General features: G+C 66.0%; 18 protein-coding genes and 1 pseudogene. 11 read left to right on the top strand and 8 right to left on the bottom strand.

Annotation, left to right across the window (positions count from 1 at the left end; translation table 11 throughout):
• Positions 1-75 precede the first annotated feature (75 nt).
• The 5 genes from folC (at position 76) to KDW55_RS21095 (ending at position 5,795) form a co-directional block, all read left to right on the top strand.
• Positions 76-1,386, top strand: coding sequence for a bifunctional tetrahydrofolate synthase/dihydrofolate synthase (gene folC, locus KDW55_RS21115; protein WP_212149794.1), 1,311 nt, complete (start codon positions 76-78; stop codon positions 1,384-1,386).
• A 29-nt stretch (positions 1,387-1,415) separates the two neighbouring features.
• Positions 1,416-2,261 (top strand): SPOR domain-containing protein, encoded by an 846-nt coding sequence (locus KDW55_RS21110; RefSeq protein WP_040139430.1) that lies wholly within the window; start codon positions 1,416-1,418, stop codon positions 2,259-2,261.
• A gap of 6 nt (positions 2,262-2,267) precedes the next feature.
• Positions 2,268-2,762, top strand: a complete 495-nt coding sequence (locus KDW55_RS21105; RefSeq protein WP_040139431.1) for a CvpA family protein — start codon at positions 2,268-2,270, stop codon at positions 2,760-2,762.
• A gap of 51 nt (positions 2,763-2,813) precedes the next feature.
• Positions 2,814-4,346, top strand: a complete 1,533-nt coding sequence (gene purF, locus KDW55_RS21100; RefSeq protein WP_040139432.1) for an amidophosphoribosyltransferase — start codon at positions 2,814-2,816, stop codon at positions 4,344-4,346.
• Between the two features lie 258 nt (positions 4,347-4,604).
• Positions 4,605-5,795 carry an O-succinylhomoserine sulfhydrylase gene (locus KDW55_RS21095; protein WP_040141025.1) on the top strand — a complete coding sequence of 397 codons (1,191 nt, stop codon included), beginning with the start codon at positions 4,605-4,607 and terminating at the stop codon, positions 5,793-5,795.
• A gap of 100 nt (positions 5,796-5,895) precedes the next feature.
• Here KDW55_RS21095 and KDW55_RS21090 read toward each other — a convergent pair whose 3' ends face one another.
• From KDW55_RS21090 to KDW55_RS21080, 3 genes and pseudogenes are all read right to left on the bottom strand, one after another.
• Positions 5,896-6,849, bottom strand: coding sequence for an NAD-dependent epimerase/dehydratase family protein (locus tag KDW55_RS21090; protein ID WP_212198029.1), 954 nt, complete (start codon positions 6,847-6,849; stop codon positions 5,896-5,898).
• Positions 6,836-7,882: pseudogene (gene gmd / locus KDW55_RS21085) on the bottom strand (GDP-mannose 4,6-dehydratase). The gene KDW55_RS21090 and the pseudogene gmd overlap by 14 nt, the downstream one beginning before the upstream one ends.
• A 34-nt stretch (positions 7,883-7,916) precedes the next feature.
• Positions 7,917-8,990: an acyltransferase gene (locus KDW55_RS21080; protein WP_209822342.1), complete on the bottom strand. Its 1,074-nt coding sequence runs from the start codon at positions 8,988-8,990 to the stop codon at positions 7,917-7,919.
• Positions 8,991-9,484: 494 nt separating this feature from the next.
• Here KDW55_RS21080 and KDW55_RS21075 point away from each other — a divergent pair, with 494 nt between their 5' ends.
• The 3 genes from KDW55_RS21075 (at position 9,485) to KDW55_RS21065 (ending at position 15,723) form a co-directional block, all read left to right on the top strand.
• Positions 9,485-11,674, top strand: coding sequence for a hypothetical protein (locus KDW55_RS21075; protein ID WP_069242770.1), 2,190 nt, complete (start codon positions 9,485-9,487; stop codon positions 11,672-11,674).
• A 120-nt stretch (positions 11,675-11,794) separates the two neighbouring features.
• Positions 11,795-13,261: a flippase gene (locus tag KDW55_RS21070; RefSeq protein WP_040139437.1), complete on the top strand. Its 1,467-nt coding sequence runs from the start codon at positions 11,795-11,797 to the stop codon at positions 13,259-13,261.
• On the top strand, positions 13,258-15,723 hold the full coding sequence (locus KDW55_RS21065; protein ID WP_212160939.1) for a glycosyltransferase family 4 protein: 2,466 nt from the start codon (positions 13,258-13,260) through the stop codon (positions 15,721-15,723). The genes KDW55_RS21070 and KDW55_RS21065 overlap by 4 nt, the downstream gene beginning before the upstream one ends.
• 276 nt (positions 15,724-15,999) lie before the next feature.
• Here the strand turns inward: KDW55_RS21065 and KDW55_RS21060 are convergent, their stop codons facing one another.
• Positions 16,000-17,175 (bottom strand): acyltransferase, encoded by a 1,176-nt coding sequence (locus KDW55_RS21060; RefSeq protein WP_212160940.1) that lies wholly within the window; start codon positions 17,173-17,175, stop codon positions 16,000-16,002.
• Between the two features lie 208 nt (positions 17,176-17,383).
• Here KDW55_RS21060 and KDW55_RS21055 point away from each other — a divergent pair, with 208 nt between their 5' ends.
• Positions 17,384-17,527, top strand: coding sequence for a hypothetical protein (locus KDW55_RS21055; protein ID WP_167432665.1), 144 nt, complete (start codon positions 17,384-17,386; stop codon positions 17,525-17,527).
• 229 nt (positions 17,528-17,756) lie between these two features.
• Complete coding sequence (gene galU, locus KDW55_RS21050; protein ID WP_040139440.1) at positions 17,757-18,644, top strand: UTP--glucose-1-phosphate uridylyltransferase GalU; 888 nt, start codon at positions 17,757-17,759, stop codon at positions 18,642-18,644.
• 524 nt (positions 18,645-19,168) lie between these two features.
• Here the strand turns inward: galU and KDW55_RS21045 are convergent.
• Positions 19,169-20,287, bottom strand: coding sequence for an acyltransferase (locus KDW55_RS21045; RefSeq protein WP_040139441.1), 1,119 nt, complete (start codon positions 20,285-20,287; stop codon positions 19,169-19,171).
• Between the two features lie 268 nt (positions 20,288-20,555).
• On the opposite strand from KDW55_RS21045, the gene KDW55_RS21040 reads away from it, so the two are divergent.
• A complete protein-coding gene (locus KDW55_RS21040) occupies positions 20,556-21,005 on the top strand; it encodes an HU family DNA-binding protein (protein ID WP_006492882.1) in 450 nt (149 codons plus the stop codon).
• 1,033 nt (positions 21,006-22,038) lie between these two features.
• Here the strand turns inward: KDW55_RS21040 and KDW55_RS21035 are convergent.
• The 3 genes from KDW55_RS21035 to KDW55_RS21025 all read right to left on the bottom strand — a co-directional run bounded on the left by KDW55_RS21035 (position 22,039) and on the right by KDW55_RS21025 (position 25,558).
• Positions 22,039-22,512, bottom strand: coding sequence for a VOC family protein (locus KDW55_RS21035; RefSeq protein ID WP_209822761.1), 474 nt, complete (start codon positions 22,510-22,512; stop codon positions 22,039-22,041).
• Positions 22,513-23,031: 519 nt separating this feature from the next.
• Positions 23,032-24,204, bottom strand: a complete 1,173-nt coding sequence (locus KDW55_RS21030; RefSeq protein ID WP_209822346.1) for a porin — start codon at positions 24,202-24,204, stop codon at positions 23,032-23,034.
• 421 nt (positions 24,205-24,625) lie between these two features.
• Complete coding sequence (locus KDW55_RS21025; protein ID WP_059546477.1) at positions 24,626-25,558, bottom strand: YihY/virulence factor BrkB family protein; 933 nt, start codon at positions 25,556-25,558, stop codon at positions 24,626-24,628.
• Positions 25,559-25,575: the final 17 nt, after the last annotated feature.

Here is a 25,575-nt window from a genome sequence, read left to right as displayed (position 1 = left end):
CGTCGCCCGGCTGACCCGCCGGGCGGCGCGTTTCGTTTTTTGGCGTAGTGGCGGTACCGATTCAGATTTGATCCGATGAGCACTTTTCCCACTCTCGACGCGTGGCTTTCGCATCTCGAACGCGCGCACCCGGTCGGCATCGACATGGGCCTCACCCGTATCGGGCAGGTCAAGGCGGCGCTGCAGCTCGAATTCGCATGCCCGGTGATCACGGTCGGCGGCACGAACGGCAAGGGCTCGACGTGCGCGTTCCTCGAGGCGATTCTCGTGCACGCGGGCTACAAGGTCGGTTGTCACACGTCGCCGCACCTGCTCGAATTCACCGAGCGCGCGCGCGTGAACGGGCAGCAGGTCAGCGATGCGGAGCTGCTGCCGCACTTCGAGGCCGTCGAAGCGGCGCGCACGTCGCTGCCGGAACCGGTGTCGCTCACGTATTTCGAATTCACGACGCTCGCGATCCTGCACCTGTTCGCGTCGCGCGGGCTTGACGCGGTGATCCTCGAAGTCGGCCTCGGCGGCCGGCTCGACGCGGTCAACATCATCGACACCGATTGCGCGATCGTGACGAGCATCGACATCGACCACACCGAATACCTCGGCGACACGCGCGAGAAGATCGCGTTCGAGAAGGCCGGCATCTTTCGCGCAGGCAAGCCGGCGATCTGCGGCGATCCGGCGGTGCCGCACACGCTGGTCGACCACGCGAACGCGATCGGCGCCGATCTGTGGCTGGTCGGGCGCGACTTCCGCTACGAAGCGCAGCCGGGCGCAGAACGCCAGCAATGGAGCTACCTCGGCCGCGACAAGCGTTATCCGGCGCTCGCGTATCCGGCGCTGCGCGGCGCGAACCAGCTGATCAACGCGTCGGCCGCGCTGGCCGCGCTCGAGGCGCTGCGGCCGGTGCTGCCGGTGTCCGCGCAGGACATCCGGCTCGGGCTCGCGAACGTCGAGCTGCCGGGGCGCTTCCAGGTGCTGCCCGGCAAGCCCGCGATCGTGCTCGACGTCGCGCACAATCCGCATGCGGCGGCCGTGCTCGAGCAGAATCTCGGCAACATGGGCTTCTTTCCGTACACGTACGCGGTGTTCGGCGCGATGCACGACAAGGACATCGACGGCGTGCTGCGGCACCTGAAAGGCGAGATCGACCACTGGTGCGTGACCGACCTGCCGTTGCCGCGGGCGGCCAGCGCGGAGCAGCTCGAAGCCGCGCTGCGCAAGGCCGGCGTGGAAGACGGCGCCGATTCGAGCGTGACCCGCTTCGCGTCGCCGGCCGACGCGTTTCGCGATGCACTAAAAAGAGCATCCGAGAATGATAGAATCGTGGTTTTCGGCAGTTTCCATACGGTGGCAGGTGTGATGGCCTACCGGAAATCGCAGCAACACTGACTGACGGGCAGTTTCGGACTCAGCCATTCATGGGAATTTTCTCGTTCGGCAAGAAAGACGACGACGCGCCCCCGCGGCGCGGCGGTCGTACCGGGGCCTCCCGGAACGTGCGCACGGAGCGCACGGAACGTGTCGAGCGCCGCACGCGCCGCACCGAGCGTCCGGAATCGGATGCACTGCTCCTCGATCCGACCCTTCCTGAAAAGCAACGCGCCCGCCGGCGTCTCGTCGGCGCGATCGCGCTCGTCGTCGCCGCGGTGATCGTGCTGCCGATGGTGCTCGATTCGCATCCGAAGCCGGTGACGGACGACATCGCGATCGACATCCCGAACCGGCCCGCGCATCAGGCTGTCGCGCCGCGCGACGACGATGCTGCCGACGTACAGGCGGGCGTCGCGCACGACGAACCGCCGGCGTCCGACGTCGCGGTGGCCGCCGTTCCGGCGCCCGCGAAAGATGCGGCCAAGCCGGCCGCGAAACCCGATACCACGACCTCGACCACCACAGCTGGCGTAGCGCCGGCGAAGCCCGCCGCAAAGCCGGCCGCGCCCGCGCCGGCAGTGAAGCCGGCCGCGCCGAAGCCGGCGCCCGCGGCGGTCGCGAATGCCGACGCCGCAGCCGACAGCGGCGATGCATCGTCGCCGGCGTCGCCTGCCGGTGCGCGCTTCGCGGTGCAGCTCGGATCGTTCAAGGACGACACGACGGCCCGTTCGTGGGCCACCAAGTTGAAATCCGCGGGCGTGCCCGCATATGTCGAGCATCGCAAGCAGGCGGACGGCAGCACGGCTACACTGCTGCGTGCCGGCCCGTTTGCGGATCGCGCGGCGGCATCCGCCGCGATCGCGAAGGTGCGCGAAGCCGGGCTCACGCAGTAACGTGCGATGCTGACGGCTTTCGACTACGCTGTATTGGCGGTAATCGCGTTGTCTGCGCTGCGTGGCGCATGGCGCGGTTTCGTCTCGGAGATTTTCGGGCTGATCGGCTGGATCGCGGCGGTCGTGATCGCGGGCCGCTATGTCGGACTGGTGGTGCCGTACATCCCGGCGAACTGGCCGGGCGGCGCGCTGACACAGTGGGTGCTCGCGTTCGCGCTGATCGTAATCGGCGTCGTGTTCGTCGCGGGCGTCGCGAACGCGCTGTTGTCGCGGATCGCGCAGGCGACGGGCCTCGGCGGAGTCGATCGCTCGCTGGGCATGATGTTCGGGCTGGTCCGCGGCTGCGTGCTGGTGGTGCTGCTGGTCGCGGCGGCCGGGCTGACCGAGTTGCCCAAACAGGATTTCTGGCGCAATGCGCTATTGCGTCCTATCGCCGAACAGGGCGTGCACGAGCTGAAGCAGCTCCTGCCCGACGGCATGGCCCAGTACGTACGCGTGTGACGACGCGGCCGGGCAGGACCGAACCGATTTTGTCATCTTGAAGGACATGCCATGTGCGGCATCGTAGGCGTTATCTCCCAATCCCCGGTCAATCAGCTGATCTATGACAGCCTGCTGCTGCTGCAGCATCGCGGTCAGGACGCAGCGGGCATCGCGACGGCGGACGGCAGCAATTTCCACATGTACAAGGCGAACGGCATGGTGCGCGACGTGTTCCGCACGCGCAACATGCGCAGCCTGCCCGGTACCTTCGGCATCGGCCAGGTCCGCTATCCGACGGCCGGCTCGGCGTCGAGCGAAGCCGAAGCGCAGCCGTTCTACGTGAACGCGCCGTTCGGGATCATCCTCGCGCACAACGGCAACCTGACGAACTGGGAACAGCTGAAAGACGAGATGTTCCGGATCGACCGCCGGCACATCAACACCAATTCCGACAGCGAAGTGCTGCTCAACGTGTTCGCGCACGAGCTGCAGCTGTCGACCACCGGCCTCGAACTCGACCCGGCCGCCGTGTTCAAGGCGGTGGCGGGCGTGCATCGCCGCCTCCAGGGCTCGTACGCGATCGTGTCGCTGATTGCCGGCTACGGCCTGCTCGCGTTCCGCGATCCGTTCGGCATTCGCCCCCTTTGCATCGGCAAGCTCGAAACCGAACACGGCACCGAGTGGATGGTCGCGTCGGAGTCGGTGGCCGTCGAAGGCATCGGCTTCGAATTCGTGCGCGACGTGCAGCCGGGCGAAGCGATCTTCATCGACAAGGCCGGCAATTTCCACAGCCAGCAGTGCGCGGAAAACCCGACGCTGAATCCGTGCATGTTCGAATACGTGTATCTCGCGCGTCCGGACTCGTGCCTCGACGGCGTGCCGGTCTACAACGTGCGCCTGCGCATGGGCGACTACCTCGCCGAGAAGATCAAGCGCGAGCTGCCGAACGTGCCGATCGACGTCGTGATGCCGATCCCCGATTCGTCGCGTCCGGCTGCGATGCAGGTGGCCGCGAAGCTCGGCGTCGAGTATCGCGAAGGCTTCTTCAAGAACCGCTACGTCGGCCGCACGTTCATCATGCCGGGCCAGGCGGTGCGCAAGAAATCGGTGCGCCAGAAGCTCAATGCGATGAGCATCGAATTCAAGGACAAGCACGTGCTGATCGTCGACGACTCGATCGTGCGCGGCACGACCTCGCACGAGATCGTGCAGATGGCGCGCGATGCAGGCGCGAAGTCGGTGATCTTCGCGTCGGCGGCGCCGCCCGTGAAATTCCCGAACGTGTACGGCATCGACATGCCGACGCGTGGAGAACTGGTCGCGCACGGCCGCACGGACGAGGAAGTCGCGAAGATCATCGGCGCCGATCACCTGATCTATCAGGACGTCGACGATCTGCGCCGCGCGGTGCGCGACATCAATCCGAAGCTCGAACGCTTCGAGGCGTCGTGCTTCGACGGCGACTACATCACCGGCGCGGTGACGCCCGAATACCTCGATTCGATCGAGCGCGCGCGCCTCGCGCCGGCATCGCAGGCCGATCGCGATACGGCGAGCGACACTGCGCGTTCGCAGATGAACCTGCAACTGTCGGTTGAATGATGCCGGCGCACGCTTCCGACGAAGCGTGATAGGATGTCGCCTTGCGTCGATTTGATTCAGCTTGCGGACGCGGGGCGACTTCCCAAAACAGCTAAAGCGAAGGCCGGCGGCAGCCGGCCCGAGTCGATCGCTGTCGTACCGCACCGAAGCCCGCTGATGCCGACGCATAGCGGGCTTTTTGTTTTGGCCTGACTTTGTGGCTGGGTGCGCGCCCGTTGGATGATCGCCGGCGCGGCCCTCGAATACGGAAAACGGAACATGGACGACTCCCTCAACTTCGACACGCTCGCCGTGCGCGCGGGCACGCAGCGCAGCGACTACAACGAGCACTCGGAAGCGCTGTTCCTCACGTCGAGCTTTTGCTTCACGAGCGCGGCGGAGGCGGCTGAACGCTTCGCGAATTCGGAAGACTATTTCACCTATTCGCGCTTCACGAACCCGACCGTCACCATGTTCCAGGATCGTCTCGCCGCGCTCGAAGGCGGCGAGGCCTGCATCGCGACGGCGTCGGGCATGGCCGCGATCATGTCGGTCGTGATGTCCGCGCTGCAGGCGGGAGATCATCTCGTCAGCTCGCGCAGCCTGTTCGGGTCGACGCTCGGAATGTTCTCGCAGATCTTCAGCAAGTTCGGGATCACGACGACGTTCGTCGATCCGACCGACCTGAACGCATGGCAGGAAGCGGTGCGGCCCGAGACGAAGATGTTCTTTCTCGAAACGCCGTCGAACCCGCTCACCGAACTCGCCGACATCGAAGCGATCGGCAAGATCGCGAAGGCCGCGAACGCGCTGTTCGTCGTCGACAACTGTTTTTGCAGCCCGGTGCTGCAGCAGCCGTTGAAGCTCGGTGCGGACGTCGTCATGCATTCGGCGACGAAGTTCCTCGACGGGCAGGGCCGCGTGCTCGGCGGCGCACTGGTCGGCTCGAAGGAATTCATCATGGGCAAGGTTTTCCCGTTCGTGCGCAGCGCGGGCCCGACGCTGTCGGCGTTCAATGCATGGGTGCTGCTGAAGGGGATGGAGACGCTGTCGCTGCGCGTCGAGAAGCAGTCGGCGAACGCACTCGAAATCGCGCGCTGGCTCGATGCGCATCCGGCGGTTGCGCGCGTGTTCTATCCGGGGCTCGAATCGCACCCGCAGCACGCGCTCGCGAAGCGTCAGCAGAAGGCGGGCGGCGCAATCGTGTCGTTCGAGCTGAAGGGCGATACGCCGGAACAGCAGCGCGCGAACGCATGGCGCGTGATCGACAGCACGAAGCTGATTTCGATCACCGGCAACCTCGGCGACACGCGCACGACGATCACGCATCCGGCGACGACCACGCATGCTCGGATCACGCCCGAAGCGCGCGCGGCCGCGGGTATCACCGAAGGGCTGATTCGCCTCGCGGTCGGCCTTGAAGACGCGGGCGACCTGCGCAACGATCTCGCGCGCGGCCTGGCCGGCTGAGCGCGCTGCACCTTTTTCGGCGCCGACATGACAACGGGCCGCTCGACATCGAGCGGCCCGTTTCCTTTTGGCGGGTGCGGAACGTGCCGCGTCGCGGGAATCAGCGGGCCTGCGCGCTGCGCACTGCGTCCATCATCCAGCGCAGCGTGTCGTCGAGCGGCGTCACCGGCAACTCGCCCACCACGCGTCGCAGCTTGTCGCGCGAGCCGGACAGGCTCTTCACTTCGTTGTGCCGCACGAATCGCGGATCGATCGTCACGTCGATCACATAGCCGGCGATCCGCGCCAGCATCGCCAGCACCTCCTTCAGCGAATACGCACGCTCCGAGCAGACGTTGAACGTCTCGCCGGCCGGCGCGGCTTCGAGCAGCTTCAGATATACGTCCGTCACGTCGCGCACGTCGGAGAAATCGCGGCTCACGTCGAGGTTGCCGAGCGAAATGCGCGGCGCGTTGCGTGCGTAATGCGACACGAGCTTCGGCAGCAGGAACGCGTCGTCCTGGCCGACGCCCGTGTAGTTGAATGGCCGCGCGATCACGATCGGCAAGCGCTCGGCCCACAGCTTCGCCGCATACTCCATCGCGAGCTTGCTGACCGCGTAGTCGTTCGCCGGCGCGGGCGGCACCGTTTCGTCGAGCACGCCGCCCGTCGAATTGCCGTAGACGTTCGCGCTGCTCGCGAGCAACACCGCCGACGGGCGGCTGTCGAGGCCCGCCAGCGCGGCCAACAGGTTGCGCGTGCCGACGATGTTAACCGCGTACGTTTGCGACGGTTCGTCCTGCGCGACGTGCGCCCGCGCGGCAACATGCACGACTGCATCGGGCCGCGCATCGGCCGCTGCCGCACGCACGGCCTCCGCATCGAGCAGGTCGGCCGGCAGCAGCGTGCAGTTCGCGAACGCCGGATCGTCGGGGCGCGCCGCACCGGGCGCGACGGTGCCCCACACGTCGTAGCCGGCCGCCTCGAGCCGCTGCGCCATGTAGCGGCCGGTGAAGCCCGTCACGCCGGTAACGAACGCCCGGCGCGACGGTCGGCCGGCTTCAGTACGTGTCATGGTGACGATTCCGCGTCAGATCGGCTTCGACCATCATCTGGCAAAGCTGTTCGAGCGTCGTCTCCGGCGCCCAGCCGAGCTTCGACTTTGCCTTGTCCGCGCAGCCGATCAGCAGGTCGACTTCCGCAGGGCGATAGAACTTCGGATTCACTTCGACGAGCACATTGCCATTGGATGCGTCGATGCCGCGTTCCTGCTCGCCCTTGCCGGTCCATTCGATCTGGTAGCCGGCCGCAGCGAATGCCATCCGCACGAAGTCGCGTACCGTCTCGGTGCGGTTGGTCGCGAGCACGTAGGTGTCCGGCTCGTCGGCCTGCAGCATCCGCCACATCCCTTCGACGTATTCGAGCGCGAAGCCCCAGTCGCGCTTGGCGTCGAGGTTCCCGAGCTCGAGCTTGGTCGCCTTGCCGAGCTTGATCTTCGCGACGGTGTCGGTGATCTTGCGCGTGACGAACTCGCGTCCGCGCAGCGGCGATTCATGGTTGAACAGGATGCCGCTGCAGCCGAACAGGTCGTAGGACTCCCGATAATTCACGGTCATCCAGTGCGCGTACAGCTTCGCCACGCCATACGGGCTGCGCGGGTAGAACGCGGTCGTTTCGGTCTGCGGAATCGCCTGCACCTTGCCGAACATCTCGGACGTCGACGCCTGATAGAACCGCGTCTTCGGGCTGACCACGCGAATCGCCTCGAGCAGGTTCAGCGGGCCGATGCCAGTCACTTCGGCGGTCGTTGCCGGCTGGTCGAACGATACGCCGACGAAGCTCTGCGCGGCCAGGTTGTACAGCTCGTCCGGCTGCGTGCGTTCGAGCAGCCGCAGGCTGGAGCCGGCATCCGTCAGGTCATGCTCGACGAGCGACAGGTTCGGGTGCGTATCGACGCCGAGTTCGGCGATGCGCCAGAAGTTCACCTAGCTGGTGCGGCGGTACGTGCCGGTGACCTCGTAGCCCTTGTCGAGCAGCAGCTTGGTCAGGTAGGCGCCGTCCTGCCCCGTGATCCCCGTGATGATGGCCTTCTTGCGATTTTGGCTCATGGCAATGTCCTGTCGAAACGATGGATTGAGAAAGTCAGGCGGTCGTGCGTGCGGCGGCGGGCATTGCGCCGCGGGCGGGGCCGCGCGTCAGGCGTCGCTCGAAGCCGTACCAGCACGCGGTCGCGTATGCGAGCGTGATGGCGAGCGCGAGCGCGGCCGTGACGAAGCGGTTCAGATGCAGCGGCCACAGCGCATACAGCACGCTCAGATGAATCAGGTAGACGGTGTAGCTGACGGTGCCGACGTAGACGAGCAACGGGTTCGTCAGCACGCGCTGCACGAGACCGCGTCCGCGCAGCGCGATCACGACGATCGACGTGCAGAGCAGCAGCGAAATGCTGTAGAGCGCGGCATTCGACAGCGGCGTGTTCGCCGCGCGAAAGCGCGGGAACGACAGGTGCAGCCAGCCGAGGATCGCGAGCGACACCAGCGCGCCGGCGATCGCGAGCGGATAGAACGGCTCGAGCGCGCGCCGGTCGCGGCGCAGCACGATCGCGAGCAGCGCGCCGGCGGCAAGCAGGTCCATCCGGAACGGCGTCAGGTAGTAGATCGGCCAGAACGAGTCGAACCACGGCGTCGCGATCGCGCGCAGCACCGGCGCGGCGACGATGAGCGCGGCGGCGATCCACAGCAGCGCGCGCTCGGAGCACCACAGCACGACGAACGGCCAGAAGATGTAGAACTGCTCCTCGACGGCGAGCGACCACAGCACGTTCAGGCTGTCATGGCCGATGCTGCCGAGCGACAGCCCGATGTTGGTCGAAAAGAACGCGAACCACGGCCAGTGCGGCAGCCAGCTTGCGCCGAACAGCAGCGTCGACACGACGAGCAGCAGCACGTACGGCGGGAGGATTCGGCGCACGCGACGTGCGTAGAAGTGGCTGAAGTACGACTGACCGCGCGCCTTCCGGTCGAGCAGGATGCCGGTAATCAGCAGCCCGCTCAGCACGAAGAACAGGTCGACGCCCATCCACAGCGGCGCCTTCAGCGCGTGCTGCAGGAACACGGCGCCCACCGCGATCGCGCGCAGCCCGTCGAGTTGCACGATGCGTCCATGTTGGCCGTGCGAGGACACGGCGACGTCGGCGGTGCGCGGGATGCCCGTCATCGCGCCGCTCCTTCGCGATGCGCGGCACGTGCCGTCGCGCGCCGCCCATCCGATGCGTGAACGTAATGCATGCGTTTAAAAGAAATATGGAATCGAAATCGATTCTAGGGAAAAGAAATCGGCAAAAAAACGCGTGTCATTTATCCGAATGAAAACGTTCGGATGACGACGGTTGCCATCGCCGCGTGAAAGGTTTGCAGGCTGCGCGGCCCGGCGGGCGGGGTGATGCGGCATTTTCTACGGAGTGGCGTGCGAAAGCCGGTCGATATTGCCGTTTTGCCGCATCCGAATCCGGTGGGTCCGGCGCAATATTTCAGGCGGAAACATCCCCAAATATTTCCAAATTTCTTGTGATTATTTTTGCTTGTAACCTGCATCGCGACGTTTGAAACCCATTTAGAGCGACAGGTCATGCGCGGCAACCGGCACGCCGCGTGGCCGTCGCTTTTGCATCGAATCTGGAGAGCGCATTGCGACGTCTGATTCTGGTTGGGATGACGGTATGCGCGGTGCTGTCTGCGAGCGCCGCCGCTGAAACCGTGTTGCCCGCGACCACGTCGTGGATCGGCAACACGTTCGGCTATGGCGACGGCAGCTGGACGCAGATCGACATTCGCGCGATCGCGGTCACGCCGGACGGCAAGGTGTATACGAATGCGCCGTGGGACGAGAGCGGCGCCGAGGCGAGCGTCTACCACGACGGGAAAATGCTCGGCTTCGCCGGCGGCACGCACGGCTGGGGCAACCTCGGCGGCAACGCGGTCGCGGTGAACAGCAAATATGCGTACGTCGCGATCGGCGTCGGCAACGAGCGCGGCCATCTGCAGGCGCCCGGCATTTGGCCGGACAAGGGCAAGCAGTGGTTCGGCATCTCGCGCCGCACGATCGCGGACATGAAGCAGCCGGCGCCGTTTCGCGCGGCGCCGCAGGTCGCGCCGGGCGGGCGCGCCGATGCCGGCCGAGCGCGAATGGCCGCGAGTTTCATGATGGTCAACGAAGTGCCGGCGCCGGCGCGCTCTGAAGTGGGCGAAGCCAAGGCCGAAGTGGGCGGTCTCGCGGCCGACGACAAGACGCTGTTCGCGACGAACCCGTCGCATGATGCGGTCGACGTATTCGACGCCGAGACGATGCAGAAGAAGGGCACGTGGAGTGCGCACGAGCCGGGCCGCATTGCGCTCGCCGCCGACGGCACGCTGTGGCTGCTGACCGATACGCTCGGCGGGCCCGCGCATCTCGTGCACGTGCGCGCGGACGGCCGCAAGCTCGACGACGCGCCCGCGCTGCCCGAAGGCACCGACGCGGTGGACGTGGCAGTCGATGCGAAAGGGCGCGTGCTGGTCGCCGACAACGGCCCGCGCCAGCAGATCCTGATCTTCTCGAAGGGTGCCAACGGCTATGCGCCGTCCGGCACGCTCGGCGAGCGCGGCGGCATCTTCGCGGGCCCGGTGCCGGGCCGCCCGGGGCCGCAGCGCTTCAATGGACTGACGGGCGTGGGCGTCGATCGCGCGGGCAACGTCTATGTATCGATGAACGGCATCGGCCCCCGTCACGACACGATCGGCGCGGGGCTCGGCGCGGTGCTCGAAAGCTACACGCCGGACGGCAAGCTCCGCTGGCAGGTGCAGGGGCTGTTGTTCGTCGACGGCGCGTGGCTCGATCCCGCGCGGCCGAACAGCGTGTACACGGGCAACAAGCGCTTCGAGCTCGACCTGTCGAAGCCGCCCGGCCGGGACTGGAAATACGCAGGGTTCCTGTCGAACCGCTTCAAGTATCCGGACGATCCCGTGTTCCATACGGACCAGTATCCGGGCATGCCGTTCGCGCGGCGCGTCGACGGCCGCACGTTCCTGTATCTGACCGACATGTACGCCGATCACCTGAAGATTTATCGCTTCGACGCGAAGCGCGACGGCGAGATCGCGATTCCGTCGGGCCTGATCGCGGGGCGCGCGCGGCCGGTCGACAAGGTGCCGAACAAACCGCCGGGCGGCGACTGGATCTGGCGCGACACGAACGGCAACGGCCGGCTCGATGCCGACGAGTTCACGACCAATACGACGGGCAAGGCGAAAGCGGGTGGCTGGGGCTGGTGGGTCGACACGAAGGGCGACATCTGGCGCACGAGCGACGTGCGCGGCATTCACCGCTTCGCCTACGGCGGGCTCGACAAGGCCGGCAATCCGATCTACTCGTACGACAAGGTCACGACCTATCCGATGCCGCAGCCGTTCACGCAGCTGCGCCGCGCGATCTACGAGCCGCAGACGGACACCCTGTACGTGACCGGCTATACGGCCGATGCGCCGCCGCAGCCGGGCATCAACAAGGAAGTCGGCCGCGTGCTGGTGCGTTTCGACAAGTGGTCGAGCGGCTCGCCGGTGGTGCGCTACCAGATCGCGCTGCCGTGGCAGCTCGACGCGAAGCCGATTCTCGACCTGATCGGAATCACGGTCGAGGGGCGCTACATCTTTACCGTCGAGCCGGTCGGCAAGATTCATGTGTACGACAAGGAAACCGGCAAGGAAGTCGGCGTGATGAGTCCCGGTGCGGAAGTCGGCAAGGCGTCGGGCTGGGTCGACGTACCGTTCGGCATCAGCGCGTTCCGGCGCGAGAACGGCGAATACCTGGTGTTCGTCGAGGAAGACGCGCGCGGCAAGGTACTGATGTATCGCTGGAAGCCGTGACGGACGGCGCACCGTCGTCGCCGTCATCGGCCCGTTCCGGTTAATGGCAGCCGGCCTCACGAAGTGTTTTTAATGGCGCGAACGTGCGTTATCGGCGCGAACAGGCCCATGGGCTCAAGCATGGACAAAGGCATACTCAAGAACGTTTCGATCAACTTCATCGGGCTGATCCTGCCGACCTTCGTGTCGCTGGTGACGGTGCCCGCGTATATCCATGCGCTCGGTGTCGAACGCTACGGCGTCGTCAGCCTCGTATGGACGCTGATCGGCTATTTCGGGATCCTCGATCTCGGCATGAGCATGGCCGCGCAGAACCACATCTCGAAGGCGCTCGCGAGCGGCGACGCGGACGAAAGCGCGCGCGTGTTCTGGAGCGCGTTCTGGCTGAACCTCGGCACCGGCGTCGCCGGCGGCCTGCTGATCTATTTCGGCGCGTTCGTCTACACCGCGTATTTCACGAAGGTGTCGGCGGCGATGCAGCACGAGGTGTATCTCGCGCTGCCGTGGCTCGCGCTCGCGATTCCGCTCGCGAACGTGTCGTGGGTGTTCGCCGGCGCCATCAACGGCGCCGAGCGGTTCGGCGTGTTCAACACGAACCAGACGATCGGCACGTTCCTGTTCCAGTTGCTGCCGCTCGGCGCCGCGTGGTGGATCGCGCCGAACCTGCAGACGGTGTTGGCCGCCGCGGTCGTCGCGAGGCTGATCGCGGCGGTGATGCTCGGTCACGCGAGCATCAAGGTGCTCGGGATCCGGCGCATCGACCCGCCGCAGTGGGGCACCGCAAAGGGGCTGTTCAATTTCGGCGGCTGGATGCTGATCGCGAGCACGACCAGCATGATCGCGGACACGCTCGACCGCGTGATGCTCGGCGCCGGCATGGGCGCGAAATTCGTCACGTACTACACGGTGCCGCAGAACCTCGTTACGCGCCTGAACATGCTGCCGAACGCGCTCGTGCGCACGCTGTTCCCGCGGCTGTCGGCGGTCGGCCGCGACCACGCCGATACGCTCGCGCGCCAGTCGCTCGAATTCCTGAACGGCGTGTTCACACCGGTCGGCATCGTCGCGATCTTCGCGCTCGCACCGTTCCTCACGCTGTGGGTCGGCGCCGATCTCGCCGCGCATTCGGCGCCGGTCGGCCGCGTGCTGGTGATCAGCGTGTGGCTCGTCGGTCAGGCGAGCGTCACGCGGATCCTGATCCAGTCGCAGGTCAACCCGGCCCGCGCCGCATTCGCGGGCCTCGTCGAGATGCCGTTCTTCGTCGGCGGCCTGTGGCTCGGCATTCATCACTTCGGCCTGATCGGCGCGGCGGTGGTCGTCGCGGCGCGCGCGCTCGTCGACTACGGCGTGCTGCTGTACCTGTCGGCGATCCGGATGCGCGCGATCGTGCTCGACATGCTCGCGCATCTCGCCTTCCTGCTCGCGAGCCTGATGCTCGCGCAAGCGTGGCCGGGGCTCGGCGAGTCGATCGGGCTCTGCGCGATCGTGCTGGTGCTGAACCTTGCGTGGTCGTTCACGATGACGCCGGCACTGCGCGCGCTCGTGCGCGACCTGTTCGTCCGTCTCAATGCGAGGAAAACCATATGAATCGCGATCTGGCGGAACACGCCATCCTGAACGTCGCCACGGCCGATGCCGCCGCGGCCGACGCCGGCGGCGCCACCGCGCTGCGCCGTGCCGAACCGGCCGGGCACGCGGGCGTGCGCGGTGCGTCGCGCCCGGTGCGCGTGGCGATCGTCCACGACTGGCTCGTTACCTATGCCGGCGCCGAGCGCGTGCTCGAACAGATCGTCGCGTGCTTTCCCGACGCGGACCTGTTCAGCCTCGTCGATTTTCTCGACGACCGCGCGTTCGTGCGCGGCAAGCCGGTGACGACGTCGTTCATCCAGAAGCTGCCGTTCGCGCGCACCAAGTACCGCAGCTACCTGCCGCTGATGCCGCTCGCGATCGAGCAGCTGGACGTGTCCGGCTACGACCTCGTGATCTCCAGCAGCCATGCGGTTGCGAAGGGCGTGCTGACGGGACCGGACCAGGTGCACATCAGCTACGTGCATTCGCCGATCCGCTATGCGTGGGACCTGCAGCACCAGTATCTGGAACAGTCGAACCTCACGCACGGGCCGAAGTCGCTGCTCGCGCGGATGATTCTTCACTACATCCGCAACTGGGACACGCGCACCGCGAACGCCGTGGACGGCTTCGTCGCAAACTCGGAGTTCATCGCGCGGCGCATCCGCAAGGTGTATCACCGCGATGCGGCGGTGATCTTCCCCCCGGTCGACGTCGACGCGTTCTCGCTGAACGAGGTGAAGGACGACTTCTACCTCACTGCGTCGCGGATGGTGCCGTACAAGAAGATCGACCTGATCGTCGAAGCGTTCTCGCGCACGCCGGAGCGCAAGCTCGTCGTGATCGGCGACGGCCCAGAAATGCAGAAGATCCGCGCAAAGGCCGGCCCGAACGTCGAGATCATGGGTTACCAGCCGTTCGCGGTGCTGCACGACCGGATGCGGCGCGCAAAGGCGTTCGTGTTCGCTGCCGAAGAAGACTTCGGGATCTCGGTGGTCGAGGCGCAGGCGTGCGGCACGCCGGTGATCGCATACGGAAAGGGCGGTGCGCTCGAGACCGTGCTGGAACCGCGCGCGCACGCGCATCCGACCGGGCTGTTCTTCGACGAGCAGGCGCCGCACGCGATCGTCGCGGCGCTCGACGAGTTCGAGCGCGCGCCGCAGCGCTTCACGCCGCACGCGTGCCGCGCGAACGCGGAGCGCTTCTCAGCCGACACGTTCCGGCGACGCTTTCTCGACTACGTGGAAGCCGCGTTGCCCGGCTCGACCGCGCAGCGCGGCACGGCCGCTGCGCCGCTGCCTGCCCCCCGCGGACCGGCGACGCTCGTGCTCGACCAGAGCGGCGTGCTGGGCGGCGCGGAGCTGTCGCTGCTGGAAATCATGAAGCACATGCGCGCGAACGCGGACGTGCTGCTGTTCGACGACGGGCCGTTCCGTGCGGCGCTCGACGAGATCGGCGCGCGCGTCGACGTGCTCGACCAGGGCGCGCTCGCGGGCGTGCGCAAGCAAGGTGGCGTGTCGGCCGGCGCGTTGAAGCAGCTGGTCGCACTGGTGCGCAACGTCGCACGGCGCGCGCGCCGTGCCGAGGTGATCTACGCGAACACGCAGCGCGCGATGGTGGTCGCGGCGCTGGCCGGACGGCTCGCGCGCAAGCCGGTGGTCTGGCATCTGCGCGACATCGTCAGCGGCGAGCATTTCGGCCGCAAGCAACTGACCGCGATCAAGTACTGTGCGCGGTTCGGCGTTACGCGCGTGATCGCCAACTCGGATGCGTCGGCGCAGGCGTTCCGCGCGCTGACGGGGTTCACGCCGCAGCACGTCGACGTCGTGTTCAACGGGATTTCGGCAGAACCGTTCGATGCGCTCGACGCGGCCAGCCAGGCCGCGCTGCGTGCGCGCTTCGGGCTGCCTGAGCACGTGTGGCTCGTTGGTTCGTTCAGCCGGCTCGCGCACTGGAAGGGGCAGCACCTGCTTCTGGAGGCCGCCGCGCGCGATCCCGACATGCACGTGGTGCTGGTCGGCGCGCCGCTGTTCGGCGAAGACGAATACGCGGCGCAGCTGCACGAGATCGTTGCACGACACGGGATGGATGCGCGCGTGCATTTCCTCGGATTCCAGCGCGACGTGGCAGCGTGCATGAAGGCGGTCGACGTGGTCGCGCATACGTCGATCACGCCGGAGCCGTTCGGGCGCGTGATCGTCGAAGGGATGCTCGCTCGGCGGCCGGTGGTCGCGGCGCGCGCGGGCGGAGTCGTCGAGATCGTCGAAGACGGCGAGAACGGGCTGCTGTGCGAGCCGGGCAACGCGGCCGCGCTGGCCGATGCGCTCGGCCGGCTGAAACACGACGGCGCGCTGCGCGAGCGGCTCGTCGCGAGCGGGCGCGCGACCGCGGTGCGCCGGTTCGGCACCGAAACCTACGTGGAGCGCGTCGAGAAGATCCTTGCGGATACGGCGAAGGCCGCGAAGGCGAAGAAGCGGTAAGCGGCGGGCTGGGGCGGCGCGCGTCGCGTGTCGCCCGGATCCGCGGAAAACGGGCCCTCATGCGGCGTTGCGCTGCATGAGGGCCTTCGCGTTCGAATCGCGCTACGGGAGTCGCACTCCGGGAGTCGCGCTACGGACGGCAGGCGCCCGTCGGCGCGCTGCACGGGCTGCGGTTGCGACGCTGATGCGCGTTCGTCTGCTCACGCAGGTTCCGCACATGAAAAACCCCGAGCAACGTGACACTGCTCGGGGCGCGACAGAGTCGAAACGGCGTGGTCACGCCGCCTGTTCGGGCGCGGGCGCGACAACGCGCGCGGGCCGCGCCGGCTTGAGGCTGGCCGACCACATCATCGCCGGGCGTTCGAACAGCCGGTAGAACACGTACGCGACCGGAATTGCGACGGCCATGAACGCGAGCGACGGCCAGATCGACAGCTGGAGCTCCGAATGGAACAGCACCGAGCCGAGGCAGACGAACAGCGGCAGATGGACGAGGTACAGCGAGTAGCTGAAGTCGCCGAACCAGCCGAGCACGCGCAACAGCGGCGTCGGACGGGGCGGGCACGCAAGCGCGCGGTACAGGAAGCACGCGAAGCCGGCCGCCCATAGCTGGAACGCGCCGTATTGACCGAAGTGGAATGCACCGCAACCCGCGGCGAGCAGCACGGCGGCCGCGCCGTACCACGCGCGCGACGGCACGTCGGCCGTGCCGCGCGCGGGCTGCGCGCGCACGTCGGCAATCCACGCGCCGACCGTCCACGACAACCAGTACGACGTGAAGAATTGCAGGTCGTGCCGCTCGAGCAGCCATGCCGACGCGACGTTGACGAGCGCGACGGCCGCGACGATGGCCGGCATGCCGATGCGCCGGCGCAGCGCGAACAACAGCGGATAGATCGCGTAGAACTGCACTTCGAGCGACAACGTCCACAGCGCGCCGTTCGACCCGTACGTGTAACCGGCAACGCCTTGCAGCGAGAACAGGTTCACGAGGAATGCGCTGAGGCCGACGTCGCGGATCTTGTGGCTGACAGGCGCGATCTGCAGGCTGACCGCATCCATCGCGAGCGTGAACAGCAGCGCGGCGAGCAATACCGGATAGATGCGCGCGAAGCGGCGCACCCAGAAGTTGGGCGCATCGAGCCGGTACGCGGGGTCGGCTGCCAGCTTGAGCGCCGCGTTACGGTGGATGCAGTAGCCGCTGATCACGAAGAAAATCGGCACGCCGGCCGAGCCCCACGCGAACGGAAATGTCAGGTAGCCGACGATCACGCTCGGGTCGAGTGCGTGGCCGTAGGCCCGATGAAAGCTCTGCATGCCGACCCACACGACCTGGCGGCAATGAAAATAGGCGACGAGCAGCGCCGCGAACCCGCGCATCGCGTCGATCACGTGTTCCTTGTGGTCGGCGACGGGCGGCGCAGCCGATGACGATCCGCTGAAAGCTTGCATGCGATTCCTTGCGACGGATGAAGGGGATGGTCCAATCGTAATGCGCAAGAATTCGAGCGAATCAATAAAAAAATCGCACGCGGGAATAATGATATTTCAGATGGTGGTTTTATCCGGACGTGAAAGCGGTTTCGCGGGCGCTACAATTATTTGCCGATTTTTTTCTGATAGTTTGAAGCTCCGGTTGATTGATGCAAGGAGCGGCAAGATGGACATGCATTGGATCGCGAGCGCGGCAGTACTGCTGGTCATGGCCGTGCTGTCGGCGTACCGCGAGGCGCTGAAGAACGAGCCGATTCGCCCCGGCGTCGAGCGGGGCGGCGTCCCGTATATCGAGGAATTCGATTCGTAAGCAATTGTATCCGGAGGATCGGTAATTTGTTTCTGCTTCGGCAATGGGTTCGGCAATATCGACCGAATCGGCGGATTATCCTTTATCCGGAAAACATGGGCATTCGGTCCATATCGAAAATGAGCGGAGTGGAATTGGCCGTGCCGCCGATTCTCGATATGCCGTTCGGAAAACAATCGTGCCGCGTCGCTGTGCGACGCGGCGCAGTCAACGCAATCAGGATGCGAACATGTTGAAAGTCACCAAGGCCGTGTTCCCCGTTGCCGGTCTCGGCACGCGGTTCCTCCCGGCAACGAAGGCGAGCCCGAAGGAAATGCTGCCGGTCGTCGACAAGCCACTGATCCAGTACGCGGTCGAGGAAGCGATCAACGCCGGTATCACCGAGATGATCTTCGTGACGGGGCGCAGCAAGCGTGCGATCGAGGATCACTTCGACAAGTCGTACGAGATCGAGGCCGAACTCGAGGCGCGCGGCAAGGAAAAGCTGCTGGAGCTCGTGCGCGGCATCAAGCCGAGCCACGTGAACTGCTTCTACGTGCGCCAGCCGGAAGCGCTCGGTCTCGGTCATGCGGTGCTGTGCGCGGAAAAGCTCGTGCATGGCGAGCCGTTCGCGGTGATTCTCGCCGACGACCTGCTGCACGGCGAGCAGCCGGTGCTCAAGCAGCTCGTCGACGTGTTCGACCACTATCACAGCTCGGTGATCGGGGTCGAGACGATCGCGCGTGAGGACAGCCGCTCGTACGGCGTCGTCGAAGGCCGCGAATGGGAAGAGGACATCATCAAGCTGTCGGGCATCATTGAGAAGCCGGCGCCGGAAGACGCGCCGTCGAATCTTGGCGTGGTCGGCCGTTACGTGTTCATGCCGACGATCTTCGATCATTTGCGCCGGCTCAAGCCGGGCGCGGGCGGCGAGTTGCAGCTGACGGACGCCGTCCAGTCGCTGCTCGCGAACGAACAGGTGCTCGCCTACCGCTATTACGGCACGCGTTTCGATTGCGGCAGCAAGATCGGTTATCTGAAGGCGACCGTCGAGCTCGCGCTCCAGCATCCGGAAGTGAGCCGCGAATTCGAGGCGTACCTGCGTACCTGTCTGCCCGCGCTGGCTGCTGTCGCATAAACAGCTGCGCTGCTTCGCCGTTTCAGGTGGTGGTTGTTCCGTTGGCCCCGGCCGCTTCGTGCGCCGGGGCTTTTTTGCGTGTGGGCGCAGCCGCTGGCGACGGCTGAACGTGCCAGCGGGTCTGTCGCGTCGATGCGCGACGGCGGCGGTGGCGGGTCGGATCGAGCCGAACGACGGCGTTCGTGTCGCTTCGTGTGAATCGAGACTGGCTCGCGACCTGGATCGCGATGCGCGACGAGTCGTATCGGGAAGGCCGTGACGATGAAACCGGCGCCGACGTGCCGGTTGCGTGCGACGGGATCGATCGAACGGCGGCGCAATGGCGTCGGTTTTGGCTCGCGGGTCGTCGAATCGCAACGTGCCTCGCCGCCGCCCCGGCGTGTGGCCCGGATGGGAGCGTCGTCTGCCGATACGACGCCCGGTTCGGCACGACGAAATCGCGTGCGCTGCACCGGTTCGGCAACCTGCGTCGCGTGCGGGGCGCCCGTATTGCGCCCGCGTCGTATGCTTGCGGTTGCGGGCGTTCAGTGCGGCGACGTGCTCGGACGAGCGACGAAGTAGCGCGCGAGCATCGCGGCGATCGGCTTCTTGAAGTCGAGCAGACGCTTTTCCAGAAAGCGCCATGACAGGTGGGCCAACAACACGGCGAGCGCGAACTGCAGCAGTTCGGGCAGCGCCGCGCGCACGATCTCCGGCATCGGCACGTGCGCGAACAGCGCGGGCATCTCGCCGAATCGTGCGGGAATCAGGTTGTGGAACAGGTAGAAGCCGTAGCTGATCGTGCCGAGATAGACGAGCGGCCCCCAGTCGAGCAGCGTCACCGCAGGATGGTCCGGCTCGGTGACGATCCACAACATCAGTGCGCCGAGCGATGCGGAGAGCCCGAGGTCGACGAACCCGGTGACCAGATCCGGCAGCGTCTTGAACGCCGGCAGCGCGAGGAAGAACACGACGCCCGCGGCGCCGAGCCACCCTGGCGGAATGCGGCGAACGGCGCCAGGGCCGAGATCGGCGAGCCCCATCGCGCCGATGCCGCCGAGTGCGATCAGTGCGAAATTCCACGGCGAAAACGCGTAGATCAGCACCGGCGACGCGTCGATCGCATAGAGCGCGAGATGCGCGAGCGCGCACAGCAGGACGGCCGCGACGCCGAGCGCGACGTGACGCGCGGCGGGCACCGCGAGCAGCGTGAGCGGCGCAATCAGATAGAACTGCTGCTCAACTGCGAGGCTCCAGAAGTGCGACGTGGAGCCGGGCCAGCCGTCCTTGACGACGCCGATCCAGTAGTTCGACAGGAACGCGGCGTGCCACGCGAGCCCGAGATTGACGCCGCGCTGATAGAACAGCGCGTGCGCGATCGCGAGGGCGGCGAGCAGCAGGTAGTAGACGGGAAAGATGCGCAGCGCACGCTTCGCGAGGAACAGCGCGAGCGCATGGCGGCGCGTCATCGTGCCGCTCTCGATTGCCTGACGGTTACGATGCAGTTCGCCGACGATCAGGAATCCGCTGATGAAGAAAAACGTCCACACGCCGAGCTTGCCCACGTCGACAGCGAGGACGTGGCCCTTGTGGGACAGGAAAACGAGGATGACGGCGATGGCTCGCAGGCCGTCGAGTCCTTTGACGTATCTGACTTCGCGCATGAAGGCATCCGGGGCACTGAGCGAGGTCAGTATAGGTGCGCAAATATCGAACGTAATTCGCGTTCGGGCGCGTTTCGACGTATACGTGAAGGCGTTTTTCGATGCTCGAGCGTCTTCGGAGTCGGTCGCGCGCAACAAAACCTGCGGGAAACCCCGCGAAAACGCATAAAAGTACTCCACGAAGCGCCAAGGCGCTTGTAGAATCCGGCGTTGAAGCGCGCGCGTTGCACGCTTCGTGTATCCAACGACCACACCTGGTAGGAGAAACATGGCGACTTCCGCAAAAAAGGTGGCCAAGAAGGCTGCCGCACCGGCCACCAAGAAAGTGGCTGCCAAAAAGGCTGCGCCCGCGAAGAAAGTAGTGGCCAAGAAGGCTGTCGCGAAGGCAGCACCGGCCGCTCCGACTCCGCTGAAGGACAAGTTCACGAAGGCATCGCTCGCAACGCACATCGCTGAGCGCGCAGCTGTCGAAGTGAAGGCGGTCAAGGCAGTGCTCGCCGCACTCGAGAACGTCGTGCTGGGCTCGGTTCACAAGAAGGGCGCAGGCGAGTTCACGCTGCCGGGTCTGCTGAAGATCACGGCGCAAGTCGTGCCGGCGAAGAAGAAGCGCTTCGGCAAGGATCCGTTCACGGGCGAAGAGCGCTGGTTCCCGGCAAAGCCGGCCAGCGTGCGCGTGAAGGCACGTGCGCTGAAGAAGCTGAAGGACGCAGCGGCGTAATGCCGCGCGTTGGCCGCCGCATGCATGCCGGCGGCCAGCGCGATGTCCGACGATCCCCGTACGCGAACGCGTACGGGGATTTTTACATGGCAGCACAACGCGCGAGCTCGCGCGGCGCGGTGGCGGCGCGAGGCGCCGCGCATCCGGTGGCGTCAGGTCGTGCCGACAGGTGAGAGGATCGTCGTGTTCATGTTCATGCCGATGCTCGACTCGACAGCGTCGCGTATTCCGCGCGTCTCGCGTGGGCCTCAGGCGATGTGATGAACGTCGACGCGCAGAGCGCCGACAGCGGACACGCCGAAACGCCGAAACGCCGAAACGCCGAAACGCCGAAACGCCGACTCGCCGACTCGCCGACTCGCCGTTCGTTGCCGGCGAGGTCTGCGAACAGACGACGGGCTGATGCATGGCGATCAAGCGGCATCTCGGTGCGACGTTTCGAGATTGACCTGCCCGGTTCGCGCTCGTCGGCGGACTGAAACCGCGCGGCGACATCGATCTGCTAGTGACGATGTCTGTACCCCCGCGATGCGGTGCGGCGTGCCCGGATATTCGACGCGTTCGACGTGTCGGCGCCGCCGGCGGTGCGACGCGAACGCGCGCGCTGGAAGTGACCGTCGTCGTGCGTCGCGACGAATGCAACGTAGTGCGCGCGCTCGCACGCATCCGGTACAGCGCCGCGACCGGCAAGATCGCACCGAACCACGTCGTCGCGGCACGGGCGCTCGAGCGCGAGCGCATGCGCGATTCCGCACCGGCGCGTCGCATCGGCTGCGCGCTGCGCAGCGACGGCCACGGCGACGTGCGATCCTGTCCGGCTAACCGGTTGCCGCCTTCGTTCGCGACGCGCGGCAGATCGTCGAAGCGTTCCGGTGGCCGTAGCGGCAAGCCGATGGTTGCTGCGCGCGATTGCGTAACGACGCGATGCAATCCGGCCGATGGCGCTTGCACACCCGATGCCTGCGTTCGTGCCGCACGCACCTGTTCAGCGGCATGGCGGCCCGTGGAAGGGCAACCTGATACCGCGGTGTCGTCAGCCGCCTGTACCTGCGTATGCTGCCTTCAGCGCGGCGACGTCGAACTTCGTCATCTGCATCATCGCAGCGGCAACGCGCGCCGCCTTGACCTCATCGCGATCGGCCATCATCGGAATGAGCGCTTCCGGAACGATCTGCCATGACACGCCGTAGCGGTCCCGGAGCCAGCCGCAGCCGTCGGCCGTGCCGCCGTTGTCGAGCAGCGCACTCCAGTAGCGGTCCAGTTCCGCCTGGTCGGCGCAACTGACCATCAACGAGATCGCATGGTTGAACGTCTCGGTGCGCGGATGGCTCATCGCGATGAACGGCTGCCCGAACAGCTCGAATTCGACCATCCGCGTGCCGCTGGTGCCGGACACCGCGGTGACGCGCACGACGCGCGAGTTCGGAAAAATGCCCGCGTAGAACGCCGCGGCTTCTTCGGCTTCCGTGGAGTACCAGAGGAACGGCGTGATCTTCTGAATCGTCATGGAGCGTCTCCTGTCAGGTGTCGGTGATGCGGCACGCTGCGTGCCGCCATCCATACGACGGACGACGGCCGTCGAAATCGACACATCGAAGCATACGCTGTGCGTGTCGGTGCATCGGCGGATCCGTTGACGGCGCGCCGGTGTCAGTGCGGTGCCGGGCGTGCGCTTTGCTTCCGTGGCCGGGCGGCGCACTGTCGGGCGTGGATGGTTCGAGCCGGAACGTCGCGTCCAGGCGGTAGCGGACCAGGCTTCGCGCGCCGATGCGGTCGTGCTCGGATAAGCGTCTGCGTCGCCACGCACCGGAACGGTTTCGCGGCGTGTCGAACGGCGCGCGAGCCACAAGCGGCTCGCGCGCCGTTCGCGATCGGGGCGCGCTGCCGCTGCGGGCAGGCGACGTTCGTCGCCCGCACCGCCGCCGGCAACGGACGAAAAAAAACCAGCCACGGCCGAAACCGGTGACTGGTTTTGCAGTTCGGCGGCATGGCGTCGGAGACGCCATGCATGCCGGAAACGTACTTCTTAGAACTTGTGGCGCAGGCCGAGTGCGACGAGCTCTTGCGACTTCGTGCCGCCGTAGCCGTACGAGCCGATCGAGGCTTCAGCCGTTTGCGTCGTCGTGCCGTTGACGCGTTGCGTACCGCTTGCGTGCTGGTAGCCGCCGATCAGGTAGACGTCCGTGCGCTTCGACAGCGAGTAATCCGCGCCCAGCGAAACCTGGTGGTACTTCGCGTCCGTGTCGCCGCTAGCCTTCGTGTATGCGTAGCCGAGGCCAAGCAGCAGTGCCGGCGTTGCCTGGAAGTTCACGAACGCACGGCCCGTGTTGAACTTCTCGGTTTCCGAGAATGCCGACAGGCTGTCTGCCTTGTATTGCGCGTTGCTGTAGCCGAGGCCGAACGTCACCGGGCCGATTGCGTACTGGCCAGCGACTTGCGCAATGTTGATTGCCTTCGCCGTTGCGTACGCACCGACGATCGGGTTGTTCGACACGTCGAGGCCCGTTGCCGTCGGGCTCGTCCAGCCGCCCGTGCCGTCCGATGCGATCGTGCGGTCGTTGCCGTTCTGCACGCGCAGGAAGCTGGCCGCGACGCCGATCGGGCCGTTGTTGTACGCTGCACCCGCGCTCCACGTCTGGCCTTGGCCCGTATGGCCTGCCACGCCGCCCAGCGCGTACATGCCTTCCACCTGGAAGCCTGCGAACACCGGCGACACATACTTGATCGCGTTGTTGACGCGGATGCTGTTGTCGTTGTTGTCGACGTCGCCCGGCGTGGCCATGATGCTGCCGAAGTAGTTGTCACCCGTGACAGCCTGAACCAGGTCGACGGACGGGTCGTACTGGCGACCCAACGTCAGCGTACCGTATTGGGCGTGGTCCAGACCGACGTACGACTGACGACCGAACATGCGGCCGCCTTGGTTCAGCTTGCCCGTGCCGACGTCAAAACCGTTTTCCAGCTGGAAGATTGCCTTCAGGCCGCCACCCAGATCTTCCGTACCCTTCAAGCCCCAGCGCGGGCCTTGCAGGTTACCCGACAGCATTTGCCACGAGTTGATGGCCTGGCCGCTATTGCCATGGACGAACGCAATCGACGTATCGATCACACCGTACAGCGTCACGCTCGACTGAGCGTGAGCAGCGCCGGCGGCGCCCAGCAGGGCGAGCGAGAGGGTCGAGAGAGCGAGTTTCTTCATCGTTGAGTATCTCCACGCAAATGATTCGTGATTCGTTATTTGTTGCGGATTGGAGAATAGCGCAGTGCCATCCATGCAAGAAAGCTTAAAAAATAAAGTGTCTCGAAAAGGTAACAGCGGGAAAAAATCCATATATATCAAGCACATCAACAACTGTTCCTCTTTTTGAAACAGTTGACAGTTGCTGCGTTGCGATTGTTGCGATGGGCGGCACGCCTGGCGACGGAAGCGTGGATTTCGCGGTTCTGCGTGCGGAAATTCGGGCGTGCAAACGTTTGCCGTTGCAGCACGCCGCGCACGTCGATGCAATGAACGCGTCAACGGGCGGGCATGCGAGGTCCGGGAACGTGGTTGCGAAACGCAGAGCGATCGCGTAGCGCGGCGCGCGCATCGCGCGGCCGGCAGCGAAGGAGGGCGGCGGTTAGTCGTCGCGCGCGGAACCGGTGGCGCGCGCGGCCGGCCCGGATGGGGGCGGCAGCTGGCCGGTGCGGCCATGCGCGTCGCCGCGCGCGGCCGCGAATTCAGCGCCGAGCAACAGCACGACCGCCGAGAAGTACAGCCACATCAGCAGCACCGCGAACGACCCGGCCGCGCCGAACGCGCTCGCCGTGCCCGCGCGCGCCAGATACAGCGCGAACAGTTTCTTGCCGCCGGAGAACAGGATCGCGGAAACGACGCCGCCGATCATCGCATCGCGCCACGCGACGCGCGCGTCGGGCAGGAACTTCATCAGCGCGGCGAATGCGCCCGCGAGCACCGCGATGCCGACGAAGAACTGCAGCACATTCGTGATCGCGACGTACGGAGAATTGCCGAGCAGCCAGGTGCCGATAAACGTGATCGCGGTATCGAGCACGAGCGACACGATCAGCAGGAACGCGACGCCGAGCACGAGCCCGAACGAAATCAGCCGCACGCGCACGAGGCCGAGCATGCTCGACCAGCGGTTTTCCGTGCTCGGCCAAATCACGCTCAGCGCCGTGTTCAGCGACGCGAACGTTGCCGAAGCGCCGATCGCGAGCGCGGCGAACGAGATCAGTGTCGCGATGCCGCCGCTTGCGCCCGCGCGGTGCGCATTCTGCACGATGGTCTGGATGCTGGCGGCCGCGTCGTCGCCGATCAGCTGATGCGCCTGCTCGAACACCTGGCCGCGCGCGGCGTCGTCGCCGTAGAACCAGCCGGCTACGGCAATGACCATCACGAGCGTCGGCGCGAGCGAGAACGCCGAGAAGAACGCGATGCTCGCGGCCATCGCCGAGCAACGGTCGGACGAAAAGCGCTTGAACGCGTTGAGTGCCCAGTTCGCCTGCTGCCGGGCGAGACGGGTGGCTTCGGAAGTGATCTGTCGTTTCATGACGGTTCGGTTGCGCA

Source organism: Burkholderia sp. AU19243 (genome assembly GCF_018148075.1).
Lineage (GTDB): Bacteria > Pseudomonadota > Gammaproteobacteria > Burkholderiales > Burkholderiaceae > Burkholderia > Burkholderia latens_A.
This window is presented reverse-complemented; position numbering and strand designations above follow the sequence as displayed.